This is a genomic window from Lysobacter terrestris (genome assembly GCF_014489475.1).
GTDB lineage: Bacteria > Pseudomonadota > Gammaproteobacteria > Xanthomonadales > Xanthomonadaceae > Agrilutibacter > Agrilutibacter terrestris.
In genome coordinates this window covers 1,205,569-1,226,535 of the sequence record NZ_CP060820.1, presented here as the reverse complement: position 1 = coordinate 1,226,535, position 20,967 = coordinate 1,205,569, and the positions used below count along the sequence as shown (strand labels likewise).

25 protein-coding genes are annotated in these 20,967 nt (G+C 70.3%); 17 read left to right on the top strand and 8 right to left on the bottom strand.

Features of this window, described 5'->3' with window-relative positions; genetic code table 11:
* Positions 1-112: 112 nt before the first annotated feature.
* Positions 113-937, bottom strand: coding sequence for a class I SAM-dependent methyltransferase (locus tag H8B22_RS05730; RefSeq protein ID WP_187713143.1), 825 nt, complete (start codon positions 935-937; stop codon positions 113-115).
* Between the two features lie 120 nt (positions 938-1,057).
* Here H8B22_RS05730 and H8B22_RS05725 point away from each other — a divergent pair, with 120 nt between their 5' ends.
* The 4 genes from H8B22_RS05725 (at position 1,058) to H8B22_RS05710 (ending at position 4,754) form a co-directional block, all read left to right on the top strand.
* On the top strand, positions 1,058-1,426 hold the full coding sequence (locus H8B22_RS05725; protein WP_187713142.1) for a cupin domain-containing protein: 369 nt from the start codon (positions 1,058-1,060) through the stop codon (positions 1,424-1,426).
* 237 nt (positions 1,427-1,663) lie between these two features.
* Complete coding sequence (arr, locus tag H8B22_RS05720) at positions 1,664-2,065, top strand: NAD(+)--rifampin ADP-ribosyltransferase (RefSeq protein ID WP_187713141.1); 402 nt, start codon at positions 1,664-1,666, stop codon at positions 2,063-2,065.
* 274 nt (positions 2,066-2,339) lie between these two features.
* The gene (locus tag H8B22_RS05715; protein WP_187713140.1) at positions 2,340-3,221 is read left to right on the top strand and encodes a CPBP family intramembrane glutamic endopeptidase; all 882 of its coding nucleotides are present in this window, start codon (positions 2,340-2,342) and stop codon (positions 3,219-3,221) included.
* 138 nt (positions 3,222-3,359) lie between these two features.
* Positions 3,360-4,754, top strand: a complete 1,395-nt coding sequence (locus tag H8B22_RS05710) for an amino acid permease (RefSeq protein ID WP_187713139.1) — start codon at positions 3,360-3,362, stop codon at positions 4,752-4,754.
* Between the two features lie 15 nt (positions 4,755-4,769).
* Here the strand turns inward: H8B22_RS05710 and H8B22_RS05705 are convergent, their stop codons facing one another.
* Together H8B22_RS05705 and H8B22_RS05700 are read right to left on the bottom strand one after the other, a co-directional pair.
* Positions 4,770-6,236, bottom strand: coding sequence for an amino acid permease (locus H8B22_RS05705; protein WP_187713138.1), 1,467 nt, complete (start codon positions 6,234-6,236; stop codon positions 4,770-4,772).
* A gap of 103 nt (positions 6,237-6,339) precedes the next feature.
* Positions 6,340-6,888 (bottom strand): hypothetical protein, encoded by a 549-nt coding sequence (locus H8B22_RS05700; RefSeq protein ID WP_187713137.1) that lies wholly within the window; start codon positions 6,886-6,888, stop codon positions 6,340-6,342.
* 348 nt (positions 6,889-7,236) lie between these two features.
* Between H8B22_RS05700 and H8B22_RS05695 the strand changes: the two genes are divergently transcribed.
* From H8B22_RS05695 to msrA, 7 genes are all read left to right on the top strand, one after another.
* Positions 7,237-7,875, top strand: coding sequence for a hypothetical protein (locus H8B22_RS05695; RefSeq protein ID WP_187713136.1), 639 nt, complete (start codon positions 7,237-7,239; stop codon positions 7,873-7,875).
* A 24-nt stretch (positions 7,876-7,899) separates the two neighbouring features.
* Positions 7,900-8,544 carry a helix-turn-helix transcriptional regulator gene (locus H8B22_RS05690; protein ID WP_187713135.1) on the top strand — a complete coding sequence of 215 codons (645 nt, stop codon included), beginning with the start codon at positions 7,900-7,902 and terminating at the stop codon, positions 8,542-8,544.
* Between the two features lie 353 nt (positions 8,545-8,897).
* The gene (locus H8B22_RS05685; protein WP_187713134.1) at positions 8,898-10,214 is read left to right on the top strand and encodes an aminotransferase class V-fold PLP-dependent enzyme; all 1,317 of its coding nucleotides are present in this window, start codon (positions 8,898-8,900) and stop codon (positions 10,212-10,214) included.
* Between the two features lie 31 nt (positions 10,215-10,245).
* On the top strand, positions 10,246-10,950 hold the full coding sequence (locus H8B22_RS05680; protein WP_187713133.1) for a VTT domain-containing protein: 705 nt from the start codon (positions 10,246-10,248) through the stop codon (positions 10,948-10,950).
* 250 nt (positions 10,951-11,200) lie between these two features.
* Positions 11,201-11,410 carry a cold-shock protein gene (locus H8B22_RS05675; RefSeq protein ID WP_187713132.1) on the top strand — a complete coding sequence of 70 codons (210 nt, stop codon included), beginning with the start codon at positions 11,201-11,203 and terminating at the stop codon, positions 11,408-11,410.
* A gap of 141 nt (positions 11,411-11,551) precedes the next feature.
* Entirely contained in the window at positions 11,552-12,001 is a 450-nt protein-coding gene (gene msrB, locus H8B22_RS05670) for a peptide-methionine (R)-S-oxide reductase MsrB (RefSeq protein ID WP_187713131.1), read from the top strand.
* Positions 11,998-12,528 (top strand): peptide-methionine (S)-S-oxide reductase MsrA, encoded by a 531-nt coding sequence (gene msrA / locus H8B22_RS05665; protein ID WP_187713130.1) that lies wholly within the window; start codon positions 11,998-12,000, stop codon positions 12,526-12,528. The genes msrB and msrA overlap by 4 nt, the downstream gene beginning before the upstream one ends.
* Positions 12,529-12,602: 74 nt before the next feature.
* Here msrA and H8B22_RS05660 read toward each other — a convergent pair whose 3' ends face one another.
* Positions 12,603-12,989 carry a hypothetical protein gene (locus H8B22_RS05660; protein WP_187713129.1) on the bottom strand — a complete coding sequence of 129 codons (387 nt, stop codon included), beginning with the start codon at positions 12,987-12,989 and terminating at the stop codon, positions 12,603-12,605.
* A gap of 141 nt (positions 12,990-13,130) precedes the next feature.
* Between H8B22_RS05660 and H8B22_RS05655 the strand changes: the two genes are divergently transcribed.
* On the top strand, positions 13,131-13,436 hold the full coding sequence (locus H8B22_RS05655) for a hypothetical protein (RefSeq protein WP_187713128.1): 306 nt from the start codon (positions 13,131-13,133) through the stop codon (positions 13,434-13,436).
* A 65-nt stretch (positions 13,437-13,501) separates the two neighbouring features.
* Here H8B22_RS05655 and H8B22_RS05650 read toward each other — a convergent pair whose 3' ends face one another.
* Complete coding sequence (locus H8B22_RS05650; protein ID WP_187713127.1) at positions 13,502-13,771, bottom strand: hypothetical protein; 270 nt, start codon at positions 13,769-13,771, stop codon at positions 13,502-13,504.
* A 201-nt stretch (positions 13,772-13,972) separates the two neighbouring features.
* On the opposite strand from H8B22_RS05650, the gene H8B22_RS05645 reads away from it, so the two are divergent.
* A complete protein-coding gene (locus H8B22_RS05645; RefSeq protein WP_187713126.1) occupies positions 13,973-14,467 on the top strand; it encodes a hypothetical protein in 495 nt (164 codons plus the stop codon).
* An 81-nt stretch (positions 14,468-14,548) separates the two neighbouring features.
* Here the strand turns inward: H8B22_RS05645 and H8B22_RS05640 are convergent, their stop codons facing one another.
* Entirely contained in the window at positions 14,549-14,884 is a 336-nt protein-coding gene (locus H8B22_RS05640) for an RcnB family protein (RefSeq protein WP_187713125.1), read from the bottom strand.
* Positions 14,885-15,202: 318 nt separating this feature from the next.
* Between H8B22_RS05640 and H8B22_RS05635 the strand changes: the two genes are divergently transcribed.
* Positions 15,203-16,426: an RCC1 domain-containing protein gene (locus H8B22_RS05635; protein WP_187713124.1), complete on the top strand. Its 1,224-nt coding sequence runs from the start codon at positions 15,203-15,205 to the stop codon at positions 16,424-16,426.
* A gap of 78 nt (positions 16,427-16,504) precedes the next feature.
* On the opposite strand, the gene H8B22_RS05630 is transcribed toward H8B22_RS05635, so the two are convergent.
* Complete coding sequence (locus H8B22_RS05630) at positions 16,505-16,915, bottom strand: YciI family protein (protein WP_187713123.1); 411 nt, start codon at positions 16,913-16,915, stop codon at positions 16,505-16,507.
* 164 nt (positions 16,916-17,079) lie between these two features.
* Between H8B22_RS05630 and H8B22_RS05625 the strand changes: the two genes are divergently transcribed.
* Together H8B22_RS05625 and H8B22_RS05620 are read left to right on the top strand one after the other, a co-directional pair.
* On the top strand, positions 17,080-17,550 hold the full coding sequence (locus H8B22_RS05625) for a hypothetical protein (RefSeq protein WP_187713122.1): 471 nt from the start codon (positions 17,080-17,082) through the stop codon (positions 17,548-17,550).
* Between the two features lie 66 nt (positions 17,551-17,616).
* Entirely contained in the window at positions 17,617-19,011 is a 1,395-nt protein-coding gene (locus H8B22_RS05620; protein WP_187713121.1) for a M20/M25/M40 family metallo-hydrolase, read from the top strand.
* Between the two features lie 267 nt (positions 19,012-19,278).
* Here the strand turns inward: H8B22_RS05620 and H8B22_RS05615 are convergent, their stop codons facing one another.
* Entirely contained in the window at positions 19,279-19,818 is a 540-nt protein-coding gene (locus H8B22_RS05615) for a DUF6630 family protein (RefSeq protein ID WP_187713120.1), read from the bottom strand.
* Positions 19,819-19,944: 126 nt separating this feature from the next.
* Between H8B22_RS05615 and ltaE the strand changes: the two genes are divergently transcribed.
* Positions 19,945-20,964 carry a low-specificity L-threonine aldolase gene (ltaE, locus tag H8B22_RS05610; RefSeq protein ID WP_187713119.1) on the top strand — a complete coding sequence of 340 codons (1,020 nt, stop codon included), beginning with the start codon at positions 19,945-19,947 and terminating at the stop codon, positions 20,962-20,964.
* Positions 20,965-20,967: the final 3 nt, after the last annotated feature.

Here is a 20,967-nt window from a genome sequence, read left to right as displayed (position 1 = left end):
GTAGCTGCTGTTGCCTTTCCTTCTCCCCGCTTGCGGGGAGAAGGGCCCGCAGGGCGATGAGCGGCGCTTTGCCGGTACAAGCGGGGAGAAGGGTCATCCATGCAGATCGCCCTCACTCCGTTCGCCGCACCTCGACCACGTGCGCCTGGATTCTTCCTTCGATGGCGCCGCTGCCGAAGCGCCGGGCCAGCGCGGTTTCGGCGGCTGCGGTGGCTGCGGCGAGGCGGGAGGTGTCGCGCGCTTCGATTTCGTTGCGCAGCGGCGTGCCCTCGCAGTACGCCACGGCGACCGTGCGCGGGTGGTCGGCGCGGGCGAGCAGCGTGACGGTGTCGATGCGCGGCGGTTGGGTGAATCCGCCGCGCGCCAGGTCGCGCGCGATGGTGGCGGTGTCGAAGTAGCCGTGCGGCGTGCGGGCGAGGAAGCGCGGCGGATCGTCGGGAAAGACGTCCGCCAGCGCGGTGGTCACGGTGTCGGCAAACACGTTCTCCCCAATGCGGTCCCACACGTTGAACAGCAGGGTGCCGCCGGGGCGCAGCACGCGCCGCGCTTGGGCGAACGCCTGGGGCTTGTCGGGAAAGAACATCACGCCGAACTGGCAGGCCACCGCATCGAACTCGGCATCGGCGAAGGGCAGGTGCTGCGCGTCCGCCGGCTGCCATTGCACCGGGCGCGCCGTGCCGATGCGCGCCGCGTATTGCAGCATCGGCGCATTGAGATCGGTGGCGACGATGTCGACGTCGCGGCCCAGCCGCGCGGCCAGCGCGCGCGTCACCACGCCGGTGCCGGCGGCGATCTCCAGCACGCGATGCGGCGCGAGCGCGGCCGTGCGTGCGGCGAGGTCGACGGCATACGCCTGGAAGATCAGGGGCACCAGGTGCCGCTCGTACAGCTCGGGCAGCGAACCGCCGAACAGTGCGTCGGATGCAGGTGGGCGCATGGCGTGCCTCCCGTTGCGGCGTGGCGTCGGGCCCACGATACGCCCGCCGCCCCGACCGGGTGATGGCTTCGCTGGCAGGGCCGTGGTTTAACAGCGCACCTTCGCGAGTGGAGTGCCCCGATGAAGCGTTTCCGCCTGTTGACCGCCTGCCTTCCGCTTGCGTTGGTGGCGCTGCCGGCGCTCGCGCAGGACCTCGCCATGACCGCCGGCAAGAACGCCAAGGTGGTGATCGACAACGACAAGGTCCGCGTGATCGAGTTGCAGATGGCGCCCGGCCAGAGCACGGGCATGCACTCGCACGGCGACAACATCGTGGTGTTCCTGAGCAGTGGCATGGCGATGCAGACCATGGCCGACGGCACCACCAGGGCGATGGAACGCAAGCCCGGCGAGGTGATCTGGAGCGATCCGGTCACCCACGACACCAAGAACACCGGCAAGGCGATGGTCAGGACGCTGATCATCGAGCTGAAGGAACCCAAGCCGTAACCCGCGCAGGGCGGGTTGGGCCGCACGTTGGATGCGTGCTGTTCAGCGGGTGTAGCCCGGGTTAGCGCAGCGCACCCGGGTGCGCATCGATTGCGCAGTGGCAACGCCAAAAACAAATGGGAGGCGCGCTGCGCCTCCCACAACCAATTTATAGAACAGCACCGGGCTTGCGGCAAGGCCCGGGGCGTGGCGCAGCATCGCCGGCCTGCCGAGAAGGCAGCACACCGGAGCGATGCGATGACCGATACGCAGACGTACTACCACGGCAGCAAGGCCGACCTCCACGTCGGCGACCTGATCGCGCCGGGCCATGCCTCCAACTACGGCAGCCGGAAACAGGCGGCCTTCGTCTACCTGAGCGCCACGCTGGACGCCGCGACCTGGGGCGCCGAACTGGCCGTCGGTGCCGGCCGCGGGCGGATCTACATCGTCGAACCCACGGGCGCGATCGAAGACGACCCGAACCTGACCAACAAGCGGTTTCCCGGCAATCCCACCCGGTCGTACCGCTCGCGCGCGCCGTTCCGCGTCGTCGGCGAAGTGGTGGAGTGGCAGGGGCATTCGGCCGAGCAGTTGCAGGAAATGCACGCGCACCTCGAGCGCCTGAAGCAGCAAGGTGTCGAAGCCATCGAAGAATGAGATGCGCAGGCACGTAGCCTGGGTAAGCGCAGCGCACCCGGGTTTCTCACCGCAAGCCATGGAGGGCAGCGGCGACACCGCATGGCGGAACGCAATCCGGCGCATGATCCGCATTCGCACGCTGACAAGGCCCCGGGTGCGCTGCGCTTACCTGGGCTACGGATTACGGCATCGGAACGCCGTAGCCCTGCCGCGCGGCACGGTGACCTCCTGCACATTCCGCAGCCGCGACACGCCCGCCGACAATGCGGAAAACCCAGCCCCGGAGCGGCGCTTGCGCAACCTCTTCTTCAATCGCGAACGGCGCCTGCGCAACGGCTGGTGGATGCTGCTGTTCATCGCCGTCGTCTTCGCCACGCGTTTCGCCTACACGCCGCTGTCGCACGCGCTCAGGGATCTGGGTATCGGCAAGCCGTGGCTGGAGCCGCTGGCGTTCGCCTTCATCCTGCTCGCGACCTGGGTGTGCACGCGCTTGCGCCGCGAGCCCTTGGCGAGCGTCGGCTTCCGCCTGGACCGGCGCTGGGCCAAGGAAGCCGCGTGGGGCACGGCGCTGGGCATGGGCTCGATGGCGCTGGTGGTCGCGTTGATGTGGGCGAGCGGCGCGGTCCGCCTGCAGCTGGATCCGGCGCGCAGCCTCGGCGCGATGGGCACGGGGCTGTACGTGTTCGTGTTCGTGGCGCTGTTCGAGGAAACGCTGTTCCGCGGTTTCCTGTTCCAGCGCCTGGTCGACGGCGCGGGCGTGTGGGTCGCGCAGATCGCGCTCGCGGTGCTGTTCGCCGCCGCGCACTGGGGCAACCCGGACATGCAGGGCGCGACCCGGGTGTGGGCGTCGCTCGACATCGCGCTCGGTGCGCTGATGCTGGGCATGGCCTACCTGCGCACGCGCAGCCTGGCCCTGCCGTTCGGCCTGCACCTGGGCTGGAACTGGATGCAGGGCCACGTGCTCGGCTTCGATGTCAGCGGCGTCGACCTGCCGGGCTGGTTCCTGCCGCAGCTGCTGGACCGGCCGGCGTGGATGACCGGCGGCGCGTTCGGGCCGGAGTCGACGGTGTTCGCGGTGGCGGTCGACCTGGCCGTGCTGGCGCTGCTGTGGAAGTGGCAGGGCAGCGCGGCGGCGCCCACGCGCGCGCCGGCGCTGCGCGTGCAGACGGCGTAGTGCCGGATCGCGCGGATTCCTTTGCCGGAGCGGGGCAGGTCCGTGACGACGCGCGATAACCGGCGGCGCGCATTTACGCGCAGCGGGTAAATCGGCTATGAACCTGACCCTCGTTCCGCTTCCGATGCGACCCCGCCGGTGACTTCCCGTTCCGTTCCGCCCTCCGCCGCCGCTCCGTCCGCTGCCGATGCCCAACTCGGCCATGCCCTGAAACCGCGCCAGCTGGTGATGATGGGCCTGGGCAGCGCGATCGGCGCCGGCCTGTTCCTCGGCTCCGGCGTCGGCGTGCAGGCGGCCGGGCCGGCGGTGCTGGTGTCGTACCTGATCGCCGGCGCGCTGGTGATCATCGTCATGCACGCGCTGGGCGAGATGGCCGCGGCCAATCCGGCGAGCGGCGCGTTCTCGGTCTACACCGGCGAAGCGCTCGGTCCCGCCGCGGGCGCGACCATCGGCTGGTTGTGGTGGGCGCAGGTGGTGGTCGTGGTCGCCGCCGAATCGGTCGGCGCCGCCGGCCTGCTCGCCACGGTCTGGCCCTCGCTGCCGGTCGCGGGCACCTCGCTGGTGGTGATGCTGCTGTTCACCGCGGTCAACCTGTTCGGCGTGCGCAACTTCGGCGAGTTCGAATTCTGGTTCGCGATCCTCAAGGTGGTGGCGATCCTCGCCTTCATCGTCATCGGCGTGCTGTTGCTGTGCGGGCTGCTGCCGCACGTGCCGTCGCCGGGGCTGGGCAATTTCACCGCGCACGGCGGCTTCGCACCGAAGGGGCTGGCAGGCATCGGCGCGGCGCTGTTGGTGGTGGTGTTCGCGTTCGGCGGCACCGAGATCGTCGCCGTCGCCGCCGCCGAGACGCAGGACCCCGAACGCAGCATCGCCCGCGCGATCCGCACCGTTGCCTGGCGCATCGCCGTGTTCTACATCGGCTCGCTGGCGGTGATCGTCGCGGTGGTGCCGTGGACCAGCGAATCGCTGAAGTCGCCGTTCGCCGCGGTGCTGCAGGTCGTCGCCATTCCCGGCGCCGCCACCGCGATCACCCTGGTCGCCGTGGTCGCGCTGCTGTCGGCGTTGAACGCCAACCTCTACGGCGCGTCGCGGATGATCTACTCGCTGTCGCGGCGCGGCGAGGCGCCGGCCTTCCTCGGCGGACTCGACCGCCGCCGCGTGCCGGTGGCGGCGGTGCTGGCGAGCGTGGTGTTCGGCTTCATCGCCACGCTGCTGGAGGCGCTGTATCCCGAGCGCGTGCTGCCGGCGCTGCTCAACCTGGTCGGCTCGACCTGCCTGATGGTGTGGACGATCTCGCTGCTGTCGCAGTTCATCCTGCGCCGCCGCGCCGACCGTGCCGGCACCGCGCTGCCGTTCCGCATGCGCGGCTTCCCGTGGAATACCGCGCTGGGGCTGGGCATCCTCGCGATGATCTTCGCGCTGGCGCTGCTGACGCCCGGCCCGCGCGTGCAGCTGCTGTCGACGATCGCGCTGACCCTCGCCATCGCCGGTGCGTGCGAGTTCGCGCGGCGCTGGCGGGTGCGCGCGGAGTAACAACCCCGTCCTGCGTCATGGCGGCCGGCGCGCGCGCCGGTAGCCGTACAGCGCGTACACGGCCAAACCCGCGGCCAACCACACCATGAAGCGGATCCAGGTCAGGCCGCTGAGGTTGAGCATCAACAGCGCGCAGGCCACGGCCGACAACCACGGCAGCCACGGCGAGAGCGGCACCTTGAACGGCCGCTGCAGGTCGGGGCGGCGTCGGCGCAGCACCGGTACCGACAGCGAGACCAGCAGGAACGCGGCCAGCGTGCCGATGTTGACCATCTCCTCGAGTTCGCCCACCGGGGTGAAGGCCGCTACCAGCGCGACCACGACACCCAGACCGACAGTGAGCCGCAGCGGCGTGCCGGTGCGCGGATGGGTGCGGCCGAGCGCGGGCGGCAGCAGGCGGTCGCGCGACATCGCGAACAGCACGCGGCTCGCGCCGATCAGCGCGGTCATCACCACCGTCGCCAGGCCGATCACCGCGCCCGCGGAGATCACCGTCGCGTAGCCCGGTTTGCCGACTGCGTTGAACGCCTGCGCCATCGCGCCGCTGGTCGCGATCTGCGTGTACGGCTGCATGCCGGTCAGCACCACGCCCACGCCGACGTAGAGCACCGTGCAGATCGCCAGCGAGGCGATGATGCCGATCGGCAGGTCGCGCTGCGGACGGCGCGCTTCCTCCGCGGTGGTGGCGACGACGTCGAAGCCGAGGAACGCGAACACCACCAGCGCCGCGCCGGAGAAGATGCCCGACACGCCGAACATCGTCGGCTGCACGCCGAACAGCAGCTGCAGCAGCGGCGCGTGCACGCCGCCGGTCGTGGCCGGCGCCGGCGCGCTGGGCGGGATGAACGGCGAGTAGTTCGCCGGATCGATGAAGCGGATGCCGGCGAGGATCACGAACAGCACGATGCCGACCTTGATCACCACCAGGACCAGGTTGACGCGCAGCGATTCCTTGATGCCGTAGGCGACCAGCGCCGTCAGCACGGCGACGAGGGCGAACGCGGGCAGGTTGAACAGCGCCTGTGGCGATTGCGGCGAGATCGCCGTCGGCAGGGCGATGCCGAGCTGGCCGAGGAAGATTTCCAGGTACACGCCCCAGCCCTGCGCCACGACCGCGGCGGCGAGCGCCAGTTCGAGCATCAGGTCCCAACCGATGATCCACGCCACCAGTTCGCCCAGCGCGACGTAGCTGAAGGTGTAGGCCGACCCGGACAGCGGGACCGACGCGGCGAACTCGGCGTAGCACAGCGCGGCCAGCGTGCAGCACAGCGCGGCGAGGACGAAGGACAGCATCACCGCCGGCCCCGCATGCACCGACGCGGCCTTGCCCGCGACGGTGAAGATGCCGGCACCGATGACGACCCCGACGCCGAAGACGGTCAGGTCGAGCGCGCTGAGGTTGCGCTTGAGCCGGTACTCGGGCGCCTCGCGTCCGGCCAGCGCGCGCTCGATCGACTTGGTCCGCAGGATGCCCGTGCCCATGGTCGACGCACCTCCGACAGTCGGGAACAAACTTGACGGCGTCCCTGCGATATCGGCGCTGCGCCCTCGTCTTCCCGCTGCGGGAAGACGCGGCGACGACCGGCTAGTACTCCAGTGTCACCGCCATCAAGCGCAGGCTGGCGTTGTTGCTGCCGAGGCGATGGATCTCGAAGTACCACCACGGGCCTTCGGGGTTCCAGCCTTCGCCCGGTTCGACCACGGTCGACTGCTCCAGCAGGGCGGTTGCGTCTTCGGGCAGTTCCAGCGCGGGCGAGAGGAAGCCGCCGTAGGTCTCGAAGCCGCTGCCGTGGTGGAAGGCGATCGCATCCACGGCGAACACGTTGCTGCCGGGCAGGCCGCTGGTGGCCTGGTAGACGAAAGTCAGCCGCACCTTGTCGCCGCGGAAGTCGAGTGGGCGGCGCATGGTCAGCGTCGCGGTGCCGCTGTTGTTGGCCCAGTCGATGCCGCGCGCATCCAGGGTGAACGCGGCGCCGCCGTAGGACAGCGCATGTGCGGGGATGCTCAGGCGGTTGCGGTAGGCGGTGCAGTCGCCGGCGGGCGTGCATTCGGACGGCGCGGCGTGTACGGGCGTCGCGGCGAGGGATGCGGCGGCCAGGGCGAGCGCGGCGAGGGCCAGGGAGAGGGGTTTCATGCCGGTGGATCTCCATGCAGGCGAGGCCGGGCCGGTCTGCGCTCGCGCGTCCGTGGGGTGGCGTGCATCACCTGACGCTCCGGCCGGCGCAGCGCGCTGTCGCGTGCGGCATCTCCATGCCGCATCGGGTAATACGCGGGAGTCGCGGCGGCAGCGGCCAGACTCACCGTGATGGGTGTGGTGCGCGCAGCCGTCAGCGAAGACGCGACTGATCGTGCGCAACCGGGGCCGGATCTGCGCGTCGCATTGGTGTGGCAATGACCTTTACACATGGGTTCGTTGTGCGTAGGTTCGGGGCGTGCCGGAATCCGCCTGTCGCGGTTGTGCGACCGAACAGGAGCGATACCCATGAAGTACCTGACCTTCCTACTGATCTCGGGCCTGCTGGTGCCGCCGGGCGCGCAGGCGCACGAAGGCGCGCACGCGGCGGCCACGCCGACGGCGGCGGTGTCCGCACCGAAGTTGCAGGCGACGCTGCGCACGCTGTGGCACGGCCATGTCGAGAAGACGCGCGAGTACGCGTTCGCGGTCAAGGCCGGCGACGCCAGGCGCAGCGAGGCGGCGGCCAATGCGGTGGTGGCCAATGCGAAGCAGTTGTCCGCCGCGGTCGCCGGCTTCTACGGCAAGCCGGCCGGCGAACGCATGCTCGCGTTGCTGGCCGGGCACTGGGGCGCGGTCAAGGCGATGACCGATGCCGAACGCGCCGGCAACCGCAACGGCGTGAACGCGGCGATGGCGACGCTGACGCAGAACGCCGGCGAGATTGCGGTGTTCCTGTCCGGCGCCAATCCCTACCTGCCGCAGGATGCGGTGCGCGGCCTGCTGATTGCGCACGGCGCGCATCATGCCGCGCAGATCAGCGAAGTGATGCGCGGCGATCGCGTCGGCGAAGCGAAGACCTGGGCGGCCATGCAGCAGCACATGGACACGATCGCCGATGCGATGGCGGGCGCGCTGGCCAAGCAGTTCCCGAAGCAGGCGAGTTGAACCGGTAGTCCGGACGCACGCGCGATGGCCGAACTCCGCCACCTCGGACAGACGCAACAGGCGCTGCTGCGGCACATGCTGCAGCAGCCCGAGGGGATCGGCGTGGAAGCGTTGTGCGAGCGCCTGCGCATCAGCCACAACGCGGTGCGGCAACACCTCAACACGCTGCTGGTGAAGGGCTGGGTGGAGCGGATGCCGCCGCGACCGACCGGCGGCCGCCCAGAGGCGCGCTTCCGCCTCACCGCCGAGGCGCACGCGTTGTTCCCGCGCAACTACGCGCAGATCGCCGGGGCGTTGATGCAGGGCGTGATCGCGCGGCTGGGCGACGACGGCGCGCGCGAACTGCTGGTGGCGCTGGGCCAGGACCTGGGCGCGGCCGAGCCGGTGCCCGATCCGCAACTGCCGCGCGAGGACGTCGCCGCCGCGCTGGCGAAGCGCATGGATGAAGTGGGTTACGAAGCGGTCGCCACGCAGCGCGGCGGCGAGGCGCAGGTCGAGGCCTACAACTGCGTGTTCCACGCGCTTGCCCGCGCGCACCCGGACGTGTGCCGCTTCGACGTCGCCTTCATGGAAGCGGCCTCCGGGCATCGCATCCACCACATGGAATGCATCGTGCGCGGTGGGCATGTATGCCGGTTCCGCATTGGCGAGGTGAAGGCGAAGGGGTGATCCGCAAACGCAGCGGCGCCTTTTTCTCTCCGTTGCGATAAGGGATGGTTCCGACATCGCACGCTGTTCTTCTCCCCGCTTGCGGGGAGAAGTGCCCGCAGGGTCCCTCGCTGTGCTCCCGGCCCTTGCGCATGGCGCAAGGGCGTTCAGTCGGGCGTTCGCCAGTGGCGCACAAACGCCCGCCTTCACCCCGCAAGCGGGGCGAGGGGAATTACGCGCGAAGCAGTTGGCGCCGGCATCGATGGCTCCGACCCGCACACGCAAGACCCAGGCCATGACCGGCGCGCCCTCCATGGCCGACGTGCCACCGCCACAGCGTTGGCTGTCGTGTCCCATTGCGTGGAGCCATGCCGATGCCTGCTTCGTTGAGCCGCCGCCGTTTCCTCGCCGTGCCCGTCGCCCTGGGCGCCGGTGCGCTGCTGCCGTCCTTCGCCGCCGTGCTCGCGCAGGAGACGCCGGCATTGCCGGACCTGTCGGACTGGGCGCGGGTGCGTGCGCAGTTCACCCTGGATCCTGCGTACCTGCACTTCGCCAGCTTCTTCATCGCCAGCCACCCGGCGCCGGTGCGCGATGCGATCGAAGGCTGGCGGCGGGCGATCGACCGCAATCCGTTCCAGGTGGTCGAGCACGGCATGTTCACCGACGACGCCTCCAACCTGCCGCTCAAGGTGCAGGTCGCGATCGCGCGCTACCTGGGCGGCAAGCCCGAAGAGGTCGCGCTGACGCGCAGCACCACCGAAAGCCTCGCCCTGGTCTACCACGGCCTGCCGCTGCAGCCCGGCGACGAGGTGCTGACGACGGTGCATGACCACTACTCGCACCACGAGTCGATCCGCCTGGCCACCGAGCGCGCCGGTGCGACGATGCGCCGGCTGGCCCTGTTCGAGGATGCGGCGACCGCGACCACCGCGTCGATGATCGAGCGCCTGCTGCAGGCGATGGCGCCGAACACGCGCGTGGTCGGGCTGACGTGGGTGCATTCGAGCACCGGCATCCGTCTGCCGGTGCGCGAAATTGCCACTGCGCTCAAGGCCAAGCACCCCGGGGTGCTGCTGGTGCTGGACGGCGTGCACGGGCTCGGCGCGGTCGACGAGACGGTCGCGACCATGGGCGCGGACTACGTCTGCGCGGGCTGCCACAAGTGGATGTTCGCGCCGCGCGGCACCGCGCTGGTGTGGGCGAACGCGGAGAACTGGGCGCGGCTGCGGCCGACCATTCCCAACTTCAGCGACCTGGAGTCGTACAACGCGTGGATGGAGGGCCGCGATCCGAACACGCCCACCAACGCCGCGCGCATGACGCCGGGCGGTTTCCACGCGTTCGAGCACCAGTGGGCGATGGCAGCGGCGTTCGCGATGCACCAGGCGATGGACCGCACGCGCGTGGCCGCACGCATCCGCAGCCTCAACGACCAGCTCAAGGCCAACCTCGCGCAGAACCGCAAGGTGCGCATCCACACGCCGATGTCCGGCGACCTGTCCGCCGGCCTGGTCGCCTTCGAGGTTGCCGGGAAGTCGCCGGACGAAGTGGTGAAGGGGTTGCTGGAGCGCCGCGTCATCGCCAGCACCAGCCCGTATGCGGTGAGCTACGCGCGCCTCGCGCCGAGCCTGGTCAACACGCCGGAGGAGGTCGAACGCGCCGCGGCGGCGGTGCACGCGGTGGCAGGATAGGGGGCATCGCCGCATGGTTCCGCCCGCCGCCATGGCTCCGCGCCTTCCACGCCCGCGCCTCGCGCAGTTCCTGCACCACTGGCGCCGCGCGCTGGCGCTGCTGCTGCTGTGCGCGCTGGTGGCGCTGCTGCTGTCGGTCGATGCGTTGTTTGCGGCGCTGCACCAGCTGCTCGCGCAGGCCGCGCCGTACATCGGCGCGCATCCACTCGCGGGGCGGGTGGTGTTCGTGGCGCTGTCGGGGCTGTCGGCGATGCTCGCGTTCTTCTCCAGCGCAGTGCTGGTGCCAATGGCGGTGTACAGCTGGGGTCGGGCCGGCACGGCGCTGCTGCTGTGGCTGGGCTGGCTGCTCGGCGGCGCCTGCGCCTACGCGACCGGACGCTACCTGGGGCGGCCAATGGTGCGCGGCCTGGTCCCGGCCCGGCTGGCCGACTTCTACCTGCGGCGCCTGCCCGCGCAGGTCGACTTCCCGACTGCGCTGCTGTTCCAGGTGGCGATGCCGTCGGAACTGCCGGGCTACCTGTTCGGCCTGCTGCGGGTGCCGTTCCGCCTGTACCTGGCGGTGCTGGCGCTGGTGGAGGCGCCGTTTGCGGCCGGCACGGTGCTGCTGGGCGAGAGTCTGATCCGCCGCCAGGGCGGCTGGATGCTGGTGCTGGCCGTACTCGGCCTGGGCACCAGCCTGCTGGCCGTGCACCGGCTGCACCGGCGTCTGCGTGCCGGCGGTGGCGAGGAGGACTGAGGGCACGCGGCCGGGCCGCCGCCGGCCCATTCATCCGGAAAACCTGAACCGCCCGGGGGGGTGGGATTGCATTACGGGCCAGCACCGCTTACCGTGCGCGCGCTGAGTTCGTAAGGGTCACTGAATCGTGGCCTGATGCTGTAGGTGCCGGCGCCATGCCGGACGTTCGCTACAACGTTGTACCCGCTTCTCCTTGCAACCAGCTTTCCTGCCGCAACCGCGGCGATTTTTCCTTGTAAGGAGCAGCAACATGTCCGACCGTGAAACCGGTACCGTCAAGTGGTTCAACGATGCCAAGGGCTTCGGCTTCATCAGCCGTGAGAATGGCGAAGACGTCTTCGTGCACTTCCGCTCGATCCAGAGCAATGGCTTCAAGAGCCTGCAGGAAGGCCAGAAGGTTACCTTCACCGTGGTGAAGGGCCAGAAGGGCCTGCAAGCCGACGCCGTGCAGCCGCTCTGATCCGAGCGCCGCACCGCTGATGCAACGAGAAACCCGGCTTCGGCCGGGTTTTTCTTTTTCCGGCCCCCCGCCGCGATATTGTCCCGGGCCGCCCCGGCCCCATGTAGAGGAACCCGACCGGTTCCCCCGCTGGAGCGCCCCATGAGCGATTACCGCAAGACCCCCGACGCCCTCGCCCGGCTGACGCCGGAGCAGTACCGCGTCACCCAGGAAAGTGCGACCGAGCGCCCCGGCACCGGCGAATACCTGCACAACCACCGGGCGGGCCTGTACGTCGACATCGTCTCGGGCGAGCCGCTGTTCGCGTCCTCGGCGAAGTTCGAATCCGGCTGTGGCTGGCCGAGCTTCACCCGCCCGATCGTGCCGGCCAACGTCAGCGAGCTGCGCGACACCTCGCACGGCATGGTCCGCATCGAGGTGCGCTCGGCGCACGGCGACAGCCACCTCGGCCACGTGTTCAACGACGGCCCGGTCGACCAGGGCGGCCTGCGCTACTGCATAAATTCGGCAGCGTTGCGCTTCATCCCGCGCGAGGAGATGGCCGCGGCCGGCTACGGCGACTACCTCGACCAGGTGGAGGACGTGCGATGAGCACCGGACTCGAGCGCGACGGGTTGGAGCGGGCAATCCTTGCCGGCGGCTGCTTCTGGGGCATGCAGGACCTGATCCGGCGCATGGACGGCGTGGCCGCCACGCGCGTGGGCTACAGCGGCGGCGACGTGCGCAACGCGACCTACCGCAACCACGGCAGCCATGCCGAGGCGATCGAGATCCTGTTCGATCCGGCGCGCATCGGCTACCGCGAACTGCTGGAGTTCTTCTTCCAGATCCACGACCCGACCACGCGCGACCGCCAAGGCAACGACCTGGGCACCTCGTACCGTTCGGCGATCTTCTTCACCACGCCGGAGCAGCAGCGCGTCGCGCTCGACACGATCGCCGACGTCGATGCCTCCGGGCTGTGGCCGGGCAAGGTAGTGACCGAAGTGGCGCCCGCCGGCGACTTCTGGGAAGCCGAGCCCGAGCACCAGGACTACCTGCTGCGTTATCCCGAGGGCTACACCTGCCACTTCGCCCGTCCCGGCTGGAAGCTGCCGCGGCGGGCGACCAGCGCGTAAGCGCGGGTCCGCATGAAACGACAAGGCCCCGCAGCGCGGGGCCTTGTTGCGTCAGTGCCTGGCGTGCAGGTGGGTCAGGGCAGCCTGCGCAGGTGGTGCTGCGGTTGCGCGCACACCACCACGCTGTCGGCGCCGATCGCGGTGCCCGCGGCGTGCACGCGGTCGCCGGGCTGCAGCGCCTGCACGTCGTCCGGCGGCGGCGCCTTGCACAGGTTCCAGCGCGCCGGCAGCTGCACGCGCACGGTGCCGTTGGCCGTCGTTACCGTCACCACGGCGTTGCCGTCGTAGGTCCACGGCGTGGTGTCGACGGCGGTCACGGTGCCTTCGAGCAACGCTTCGCGGCCGTCCACGAGTGCACCGGCGGGTGCGGTGGCGCAGGCGGCCAGTGCCGCGGCGACGAGGGCGAGCAGCAGGCCGCGGGCGGGTGTGGCGGCGGGCGGGCGAGGGGTGCGTCGGATCATCGGCGGGGCAGGCGTTGGGAGGAGGGCGCAGTCTACGCAGTGGCGCGCGGACGCGGCTGCGGCGTGTGTCCCGGTATCCTCGCCGCGAGGCGGGTATCGTTCGGATGCCGGAAGGCGCCGGTCGGCGTCGGGGGAATCGCGATGGGGCAATTGGGTCATAGCGTGCGCATGGTGATGATCGCGGCCTGCATGGCCGGCATCGGCTGCGCCCATGCCGCATCGCCGCCCGCGCCGGCCAAGGCGCCTGCCGCCGCCCCGCGCAGCGAACCCACGGAAGCAGCCCAGCGCGAAATGCGCCAGGCCGCGCTCAAGGTGCAGCAGCGCCTGCGCGCCGAACAGCGCGCGCGCGAAGAGGCGCAACGCGCCGGCACCAAGAACGAGCGCTGCATCGGCGGGCAGCGCATGCGTCGCGTCGCCAACGGCTGGGTCGACGCCGGCGCCTGCTGAGCGCGATCGCGGCCGACTTGCGGTACGGACCGGGCGACGATTCCCGGATCGCGCGGTGACGCGGCTCAGGTGCCGGACACGCCCAGCGTGCCGCGGAACGCATCGACCTCGGTCAGCGATCCCAACCGGTGCGCCTTCTGCGCGCGCGTGAGCGCCTCGTCGATCTTGTCGCGCTGCGGGTTGGCTTCCCAGCGCTCGACCTTGAACACGTCGGCGCGCGGGTTCTGCCGCAGCACGTCGGCATCCTGCAGCCATTTCCAGTCGCCGGGCATGAGCTCGTGGTGCATGGCGAAGGCGCGGGCGCTGGCATAGCTGTGCGAATAGATGAGGTTCATGGCGGCGTGTCGCACGGGGCAGGCCTGCATTGCGGCAACTCGCCGTTGGCGTTGTCGATTACCCGGATGGGGAGGGTCTGTGCGGATTGCGGGTGACACCCGTCGCAATCTGTCCCGCTGGCCGCGCTACCGGCGTTGATCGCGTTGCGGCACATGCAGGATGCGTGGCGTCCGCGCCTTCCCCCCGCGACGGAGAACCGCATGAATTCCAAGACCCTGTTGACCGCCATCGGCCTGGCCGTGGCGACGAGCGCTGCGCCAGTTGCGATGGCGGGCCAGGATTCGGCGCTGAACGCGCAACTGCAGCAGCTGCGCCTGGCGACCGCCGCGTTCCATTCGCTCGACAACGCGATCGCCGCCGGCTGGACCGAGCAGCTCACGCCCTGCCTGTCGTCGCCGGAAGGCGGGATGGGCTACCACCAGGTGAACTGGAACATCTTCTTCGATGCCGAAGTCGACGCGACCACGCCGGAACTGCTGGTGTACGCGCCGACCAACACCGGCGGCAAACGCCTGGTGGCGGTCGAGTACCTGGTGTTCGCCAATGCGCTGGGCAGCAATCCGGTGCCGGAGCTGTTCGGGCAGACCTTCCACTACAACCCCGCGGTCGATGCCTGGGTGCTGCACGTGTGGCTGTGGCAGGGCAACCGCAACGGCCTGTTCGCGGACTGGAACCCGAGCATCAGCTGCGATTGAGCGGCTGCGATTGCGCGCGCGAGCACGCGTGCACATGCGGAAGGCCCCGCCATGCGGGGCCTTCCTGTTGCGGTCGCCGGATCAGTAACCCAGTGCCTGCACGATCAGGCCGGTGGCCACTTCGACCAGGAGGTAGCGGTCGTCCATCGGCCGGATCCAGCGGTAGCCGCGCGGTGGCGCGTCGAGCCGGTACATGCGGTAGTCGTCGATGTAGTAACGCGGTTCGACCTCGACCAGCACGATGCGGTCGCCGCGCTTCCACGCCTGCTTCTGCCAGCCCAGGTGGCGGCCGTTGTCGTGGCGGCCATCGGCCTGCGTGTGGCCCGGCGGATGCTCGTGCTTGCGGCCCTTGTCGGCGAACGCGGGTGCGGTGAACGCCAGCAGCAGCGCGGCGGTGATCAGTGCCTGTCTCTTCATCTCGCTTCTCCGTGCCTGGTGCAAGCCGGCACCTTAGGGGCGCGCGGATGAAGGCCGCGCCAGCCGGCGCTGAACCCGTCGCAACGGTTCACGGTTGCGGCGACGGCGTGAAATCGTTGCGGCGGTGATCCGATGTCGATGCTCCGCGACCGCGCGATTGCCGCAGTCATGCAACGAGCGCGCCGCGGATGACCGGCGGCATGCCGATACCGCGTGAAGCTGATTACTGGAATGCGTTGTTGGCACGTCTGCTGGCACGTGTGGTTTGGAGTCGGTCTACGTCTGCAGCCGTGGGGAGCTGCGCCAAGGAGGTTCGCGATGCACGCGCGCAGCCGGGAAGAGTCACCGTCGTCCGGGGCATCCTCCATCGCGCAGTCGCTCCGTTCCCGGAGCATCTGCCGCGGCGGCTTCCATGCCTTCGCGCTGCTGGCGCTGTGCTGGCTGCTGCCGGCGAGCGCATCCGCGCAGGGGTCGGTCGCGGCGTGGGGATTGGCGCTGGACGGCCAGACCGCCGTGCCCGCCGACACGAATGGCGCGACCGCGATCGGTGCGGGCCACCTGTTCAGCCTGGTGGTGCGCGCCGACGGCACGGTCGCCGCGTTCGGGGCCAACAGTTTCGGCCAGATCGATGTGCCCCCGGGATTGAGCGGCGTCACCGCGGTGGCCGGCGGTCTCTGGCACAGCCTCGCGCTCAAGGCGGATGGCACGGTGGTGGCGTGGGGCGGCAACGCCAATGGCCAGACCGACGTACCGCCCGGCCTCAGCGGCGTGACCGCGATCGCCGCTGGCTTCCAGCACAACCTCGCACTGAAGTCGGACGGCACGGTGGTGGCCTGGGGCAGTGATTTCGAGGGCGCGGCGACGGTGCCGCCCGGCCTGGACGGCGTGGTGGCGATCGCCGCCGGCCGCTCCCACAGCATGGCGTTGAAGTCCGATGGCACGGTGGTGGCCTGGGGCAGCAACATCGATGGCCAGCTCGACATCCCGCCCGACCTCGACAACGTCGTCGCGATTGCCGCCGCGTACGCGCTCAGCATGGCGTTGAAGGCCGACGGCACGGTGGTGGTGTGGGGCGATTTCGACAACCCGCGCCCGGTGCCCGCCGGGCTCGGCGACGTGGTCGCGATCGCCGGCGGCGACCAGCACTGCCTCGCGCTGCGCGCCGACGGCACGCTGGTCGCATGGGGATTCGACAGCGAAGGGCAGGGCCGCATCCCGCCCGGGCTGGGCCGGGTCACGCGGATTGCCGCGGGCGGTTACCACAACCTGGTGCTGCGCGACGCGGTGTCGCCGGAGCAGGCGATCCACGACCTGCGTGGCGATCTCGACGCCATCGATGCCGGCATCGCCCGCGCGTTGCGGGTGAAGTTGAACGCCGCGCTCGCGGCGCTGGCCGCCGACACGCCGGCGCGGGCGTGCAAGGCGCTGCACGGCTTCGGCACGCTGGTGCAGGCGCAGCGCGGTGTGCAACTCACCACCGTGCAGGCCGACTACCTGCTGGCGCAGGCGCACGACATCGGCGCCCTGATCGGTTGCGACTGAGCGATACGTCACCGGCAACGGCGGCGGGCGAGTGCAACCCGGTGGCGCGGCGCTGTGCTGCGGCCGCGCCGTAGCGCGCTAGAGCGCTTCGCTGCCCACCGCATGCCGCGGCTTTGCCGCGCCGACGCGGCCGCGCACCGCGTCCATGTCGCGGATCGGCCGCACCTCGATGCTGCCGGTGCGCGACCACGGGAATTCCATGGCGATGCGCACGGCTTCCTCGAAGCTGTCCGCCTCGATGATGTTGAAGCCGGCGAGCATTTCCTTGGTTTCGGCGAAGGGGCCGTCGACCACGCTGGTGCTGCCGTTGCGCGTGCGGATGGTGCGCGCGGTGGCGGCCGGCTCGAGCTGGCGCGATCCTTTCAGCTTGCCGGCGGCGTGCAGTTCGTCGGCGTGTTCCAGGCAGCCGCGCATCAGCTTGTCGTACTGTTCGCCGGGCAGCGCGTCCAGCAGGGTGGCGTCGGAATAAACCAGCATCAGGAATTGCATGGGGGATCCTGTCGCATGTCGTGGGTGGCCGGCGCGGATGGCCGGGATGTGACCGCCGGCACGATAGCGCCTGCGGGCCGTGTCGCGCACGGGACTACCGGCACACGTCGCCACCGCCCGCAGCCGGAATACTCGGCCATTGCCCAGGGCTCCCGGAGCCATCGATGCTGAAGCGGATCCTTCCCGCCCACGTGGACAACCGCTTCCGCGGCCACGTGCTGGCGCTGTGGCTGTTCGCACCGCTGACGCTGATGAAGCTCGCGCTCGGCCTCGTGCACATCCTGCGCGCCGACGGTGGCGCGCAGTCGGTGTCGACGATGCCGCTGGACACCTACCCGGCCGGCGCAGCGCAGAACATCATCGCGCTGATGGCGCGCATGGGCCTGGAGCAGGTGCTGCTGGGCGCGCTGTTCCTGCTGGTGCTGCTGCGCTACCGCGCGCTGGTGCCGCTGATGTACCTCGTCGCCGTCGCGCACTTCGCACTGCAGTACAGCGTTGCGGCGATGAAGCCGCTGGCGCTCGCCGGCACCTCCGGTGCCAGCACGATGCACCTCATCATCGGCGTGGCCAGCGGCATCGGCCTGCTGCTGTCGCTGTCGGGGCGCGGCTATCGCCGCGCATCCGTCGGCCGGTAACGAACCCCGTCGTAGCGATCCCTTCCGCGTCACCCTGCGCCGCCGCGCGCCTGTCTAGGACCTTCCATGCGTATCGCGATACTTGCCGCCGCCCTGTTCGCCGCTGCCAACGCCACCGCCGCCGACAACCCCTGGCACGCGAAGGCACGCGGCCTGCTCAAGGAGGCCGTCGCGATCCCGACGGTCGCCGGCCGCGGCAAGGTGCCCGAACTCGCGCAGCACCTCGCCGCGCAGTACAAGGCGGCGGGCTGGGCCGACGGCGATGTCCGCGTCATGCCCTACGACGCCACGCCCGAGAACAAGACCGCCGCGCTGATCGTGCGCTGGCCCGCCGCGGGCGCGACGAGCGCCAAGCCGATCCTGCTGCTCGCGCACATGGACGTGGTCGAGGCGCACGCCGAGGACTGGTCGATGGATCCGTTCACGATGGTCGAGAAGGACGGTTACTTCTACGGCCGCGGCACCAGCGACGACAAGATGGGCGTGGTCGCGGTGACCACGGCGCTGCTGCAGCTCAAGGCGCAGGGCTTCAAGCCCAGGCGCGACATCGTCGTGCTGTTCACCGGCGACGAGGAAACCACCGGCCGCGGCGCGGTGCTGGGTGCCACCGAATGGCGCCCGCTGCTGGACGCCGAGTACGGGCTCAACGCCGACGGCGGCGGCGGCGGGTTCAGCGCGGACAAGCGTCCCATCGGCTTCACCTTCCAGACCGCGGAAAAGACATACGCCGACTACACCTTCACCACCCACAACGCCGGCGGGCACAGCTCCAAGCCGCGGCCGGACAATGCGATCTACGAACTGTCCGCCGCATTGAACCGCCTCGGCGCCTACCGCTTCGAGCCCGCGCTCAACGCCACCACGCGCGCCTACTTCAGCGAACGGCAGAAGGGCGAGCAGGGCGCGCTGGGCGATGCGATGCGCGCCTGGCTGAAGAACCCCGCCGACGGCGCCGCGGCCGATGCGATCGAAGCCGACGCGGGCGAAGTCGGACTCACCCGCACGCGCTGCGTGGCGACCATGCTCGCCGGCGGCCACGCGCCCAACGCCTTGCCGCAGACGGCGAAGGCGACGGTCAATTGCCGGATCCTGCCCGGCGTGTCGCCCGACGCGATCCGCGACGAGCTGCAGCGGATCGCCGGCGGCAAGGTCGAAGTCGCCCGCCTGGACGCCTACAAGACCTCGCTGGATTCACCGCTGCGCGACGACGTGCTGCAGGCATATGCGAAGAGCGTGCACACGCGCTTCCCCGGCGCGCCGGTGATCCCGGAGATGAGCACGGGTGCGAGCGATGCACGCCCGTTCCGCGAGAACGGCATCCCGATCTACGGCGTCGACGGTTCGTGGGGCATCGTGCCCGACGACGTGCGCGCGCACGGCCGCGACGAACGCCTGCCGGTCAAGGCCCTGGACGACGACGTCGACCATTGGGTGCGGATGCTGAAGTCGCTGGCGGGGTGATGCTCTCGCGATTGATCGATTGATCGATTGGCCGATTGATCGCCCTTTCCCGCGTCGTGCCCGTCCCTCTCCCTGTCGCTTGCGACGGGGAGAGGGTGCCGAAGGCGGGTGAGGGGGCGAGCGCAGCGAGCAGCTGTTGCCGTTGCTCTTGCTGACTGCTGGAGAAGCAGCTCGCTGCGCTCGCCGCCCCTCATCTGCCCTGCGGGCATCTTCTCCCCGCACGCGGGGAGAAGAGAAACGCACGAGCCGAAAGTGCGATGAAGTTCTTCAGCCCGCGCCAGGCCGCACATGCAGCCCGAGCGCACCGGCGACGATCGGCAACGCCTCGTCGTCGCGCTGGCGGGTGATGAAGCCGGCGTGGTGTTCGCCGCCGGCTTCGTAGGTCCACAGCGTGTAGTGGTGCTCGCGCAGGCGGTCGAAGGCGGTGCCGATCAGCGACGGCACTTCCGCATCGGAGAGGAAGTCCTCGTCCGAAGGATCCTCAACGCCCCAGTCGATGCGCAGGTTGAAGCGCGCGGCGAGTTCGTCGAGCACTTCGATCAGGCCGCCGGGGTCCTCGTTCTCGACGAAGAAGCCGGATTTCCAATCGATCACGTCGCGCAGCGCGTCGGCCGCGTCGGTGCCTTCGTCGAGCGCATCGCGGGCCGCGGCGAACTGCTGCATCGCCGCATCCTCGTCGTCGGGATTGATCAGCAGCAGCAACTGCCACGCCAATGCCTCGACGGCGGCGTCCTCGTCGATGTCGGCTTCCGGGTCGAACGCGCGGGCGAAGTTGTCGTCCGGGTCGTAATCGCGTTGGGTGCTCATGGTCGGAACCTCCGGGCGGCGACAGCATAGGCCTTTCCGCGCGGCGTTGCCGCGACCGACCTTCACGCGATACGCCGCGGGGGCAGCGGCTATGCTGCCGCGGTCTTCCTTCACAACCCCGCACCGATGGACTGGATCGACCTGCGCAGCGACACCGTCACCCGCCCGACCGCCGCGATGCGCGAGGCCATGCTGCGCGCGGAGGTCGGCGACGACGTGTACGGCGAGGACCCGACCGTCAATGCGCTGCAGCAACGCCTCGCCGACGAGCTGGGGTTCGAAGCCGGCCTGTTCGCGCCCAGCGGCACGCAGGCGAACCTGCTCGCGCTGCTGGCGCATTGCCAGCGCGGCGACGAGTACGTGGTCGGGATGGACGCGCACACCTACAAGTACGAAGGCGGCGGCGCGGCGGTGTTCGGTTCGATCCAGCCGCAGCCGATCGTGCACGCGGCGGACGGCACGCTGCCGCTGGAGGTCGTCGCGCAGGCGATCAAGCCGCACGATCCGCACTTCGCCCGCACGCGCCTGCTGTGCCTGGAGAACACCTGGCACGGCCGGCCCTTGCCGCACGATTACCTGCGCGAGGCGCGCGCGCTGTGCGATCGCCACGGTCTCGCCCTGCACCTGGACGGCGCGCGGCTCTACAACGCCGCGGTCGCCGATGGCGTGGCGCCGCGCGCGATCGCGCGCCACTTCGACAGCGTGTCGGTGTGCCTGTCGAAGGGGCTGGGCGCGCCGGTGGGCTCGGTGCTGCTGGGCACGCGCGCGCTGGTGGGCGAGGCGCGGCGCTGGCGCAAGGTCGCCGGCGGTGGCATGCGCCAGGCCGGCCTGCTGGCGGCGGCGGGACTGCATGCGCTCGACCACCACGTCGCGCGCCTGGCCGACGACCACCGTCGCGCCGCGCAACTCGCCGCGGCGCTGGGCGACGTGCCCGGCATCGCCGTGGCCGGGCAGCACACCAACATGCTGTTCATCGACGTACCGGCGGAACGCCTGGCCGCGCTGCGCCAGCACATGGACGCGGCGTCGATCCGGTTGTCGATCGGTTATGCGCCGCGGGTGCGGCTGGTCACGCACCTGGACATCGGCGACGCCGACATCGCCCACGTGGTGCAGGCCTTCCACGCGTTCGCCCGCGCCGGCTGAGCG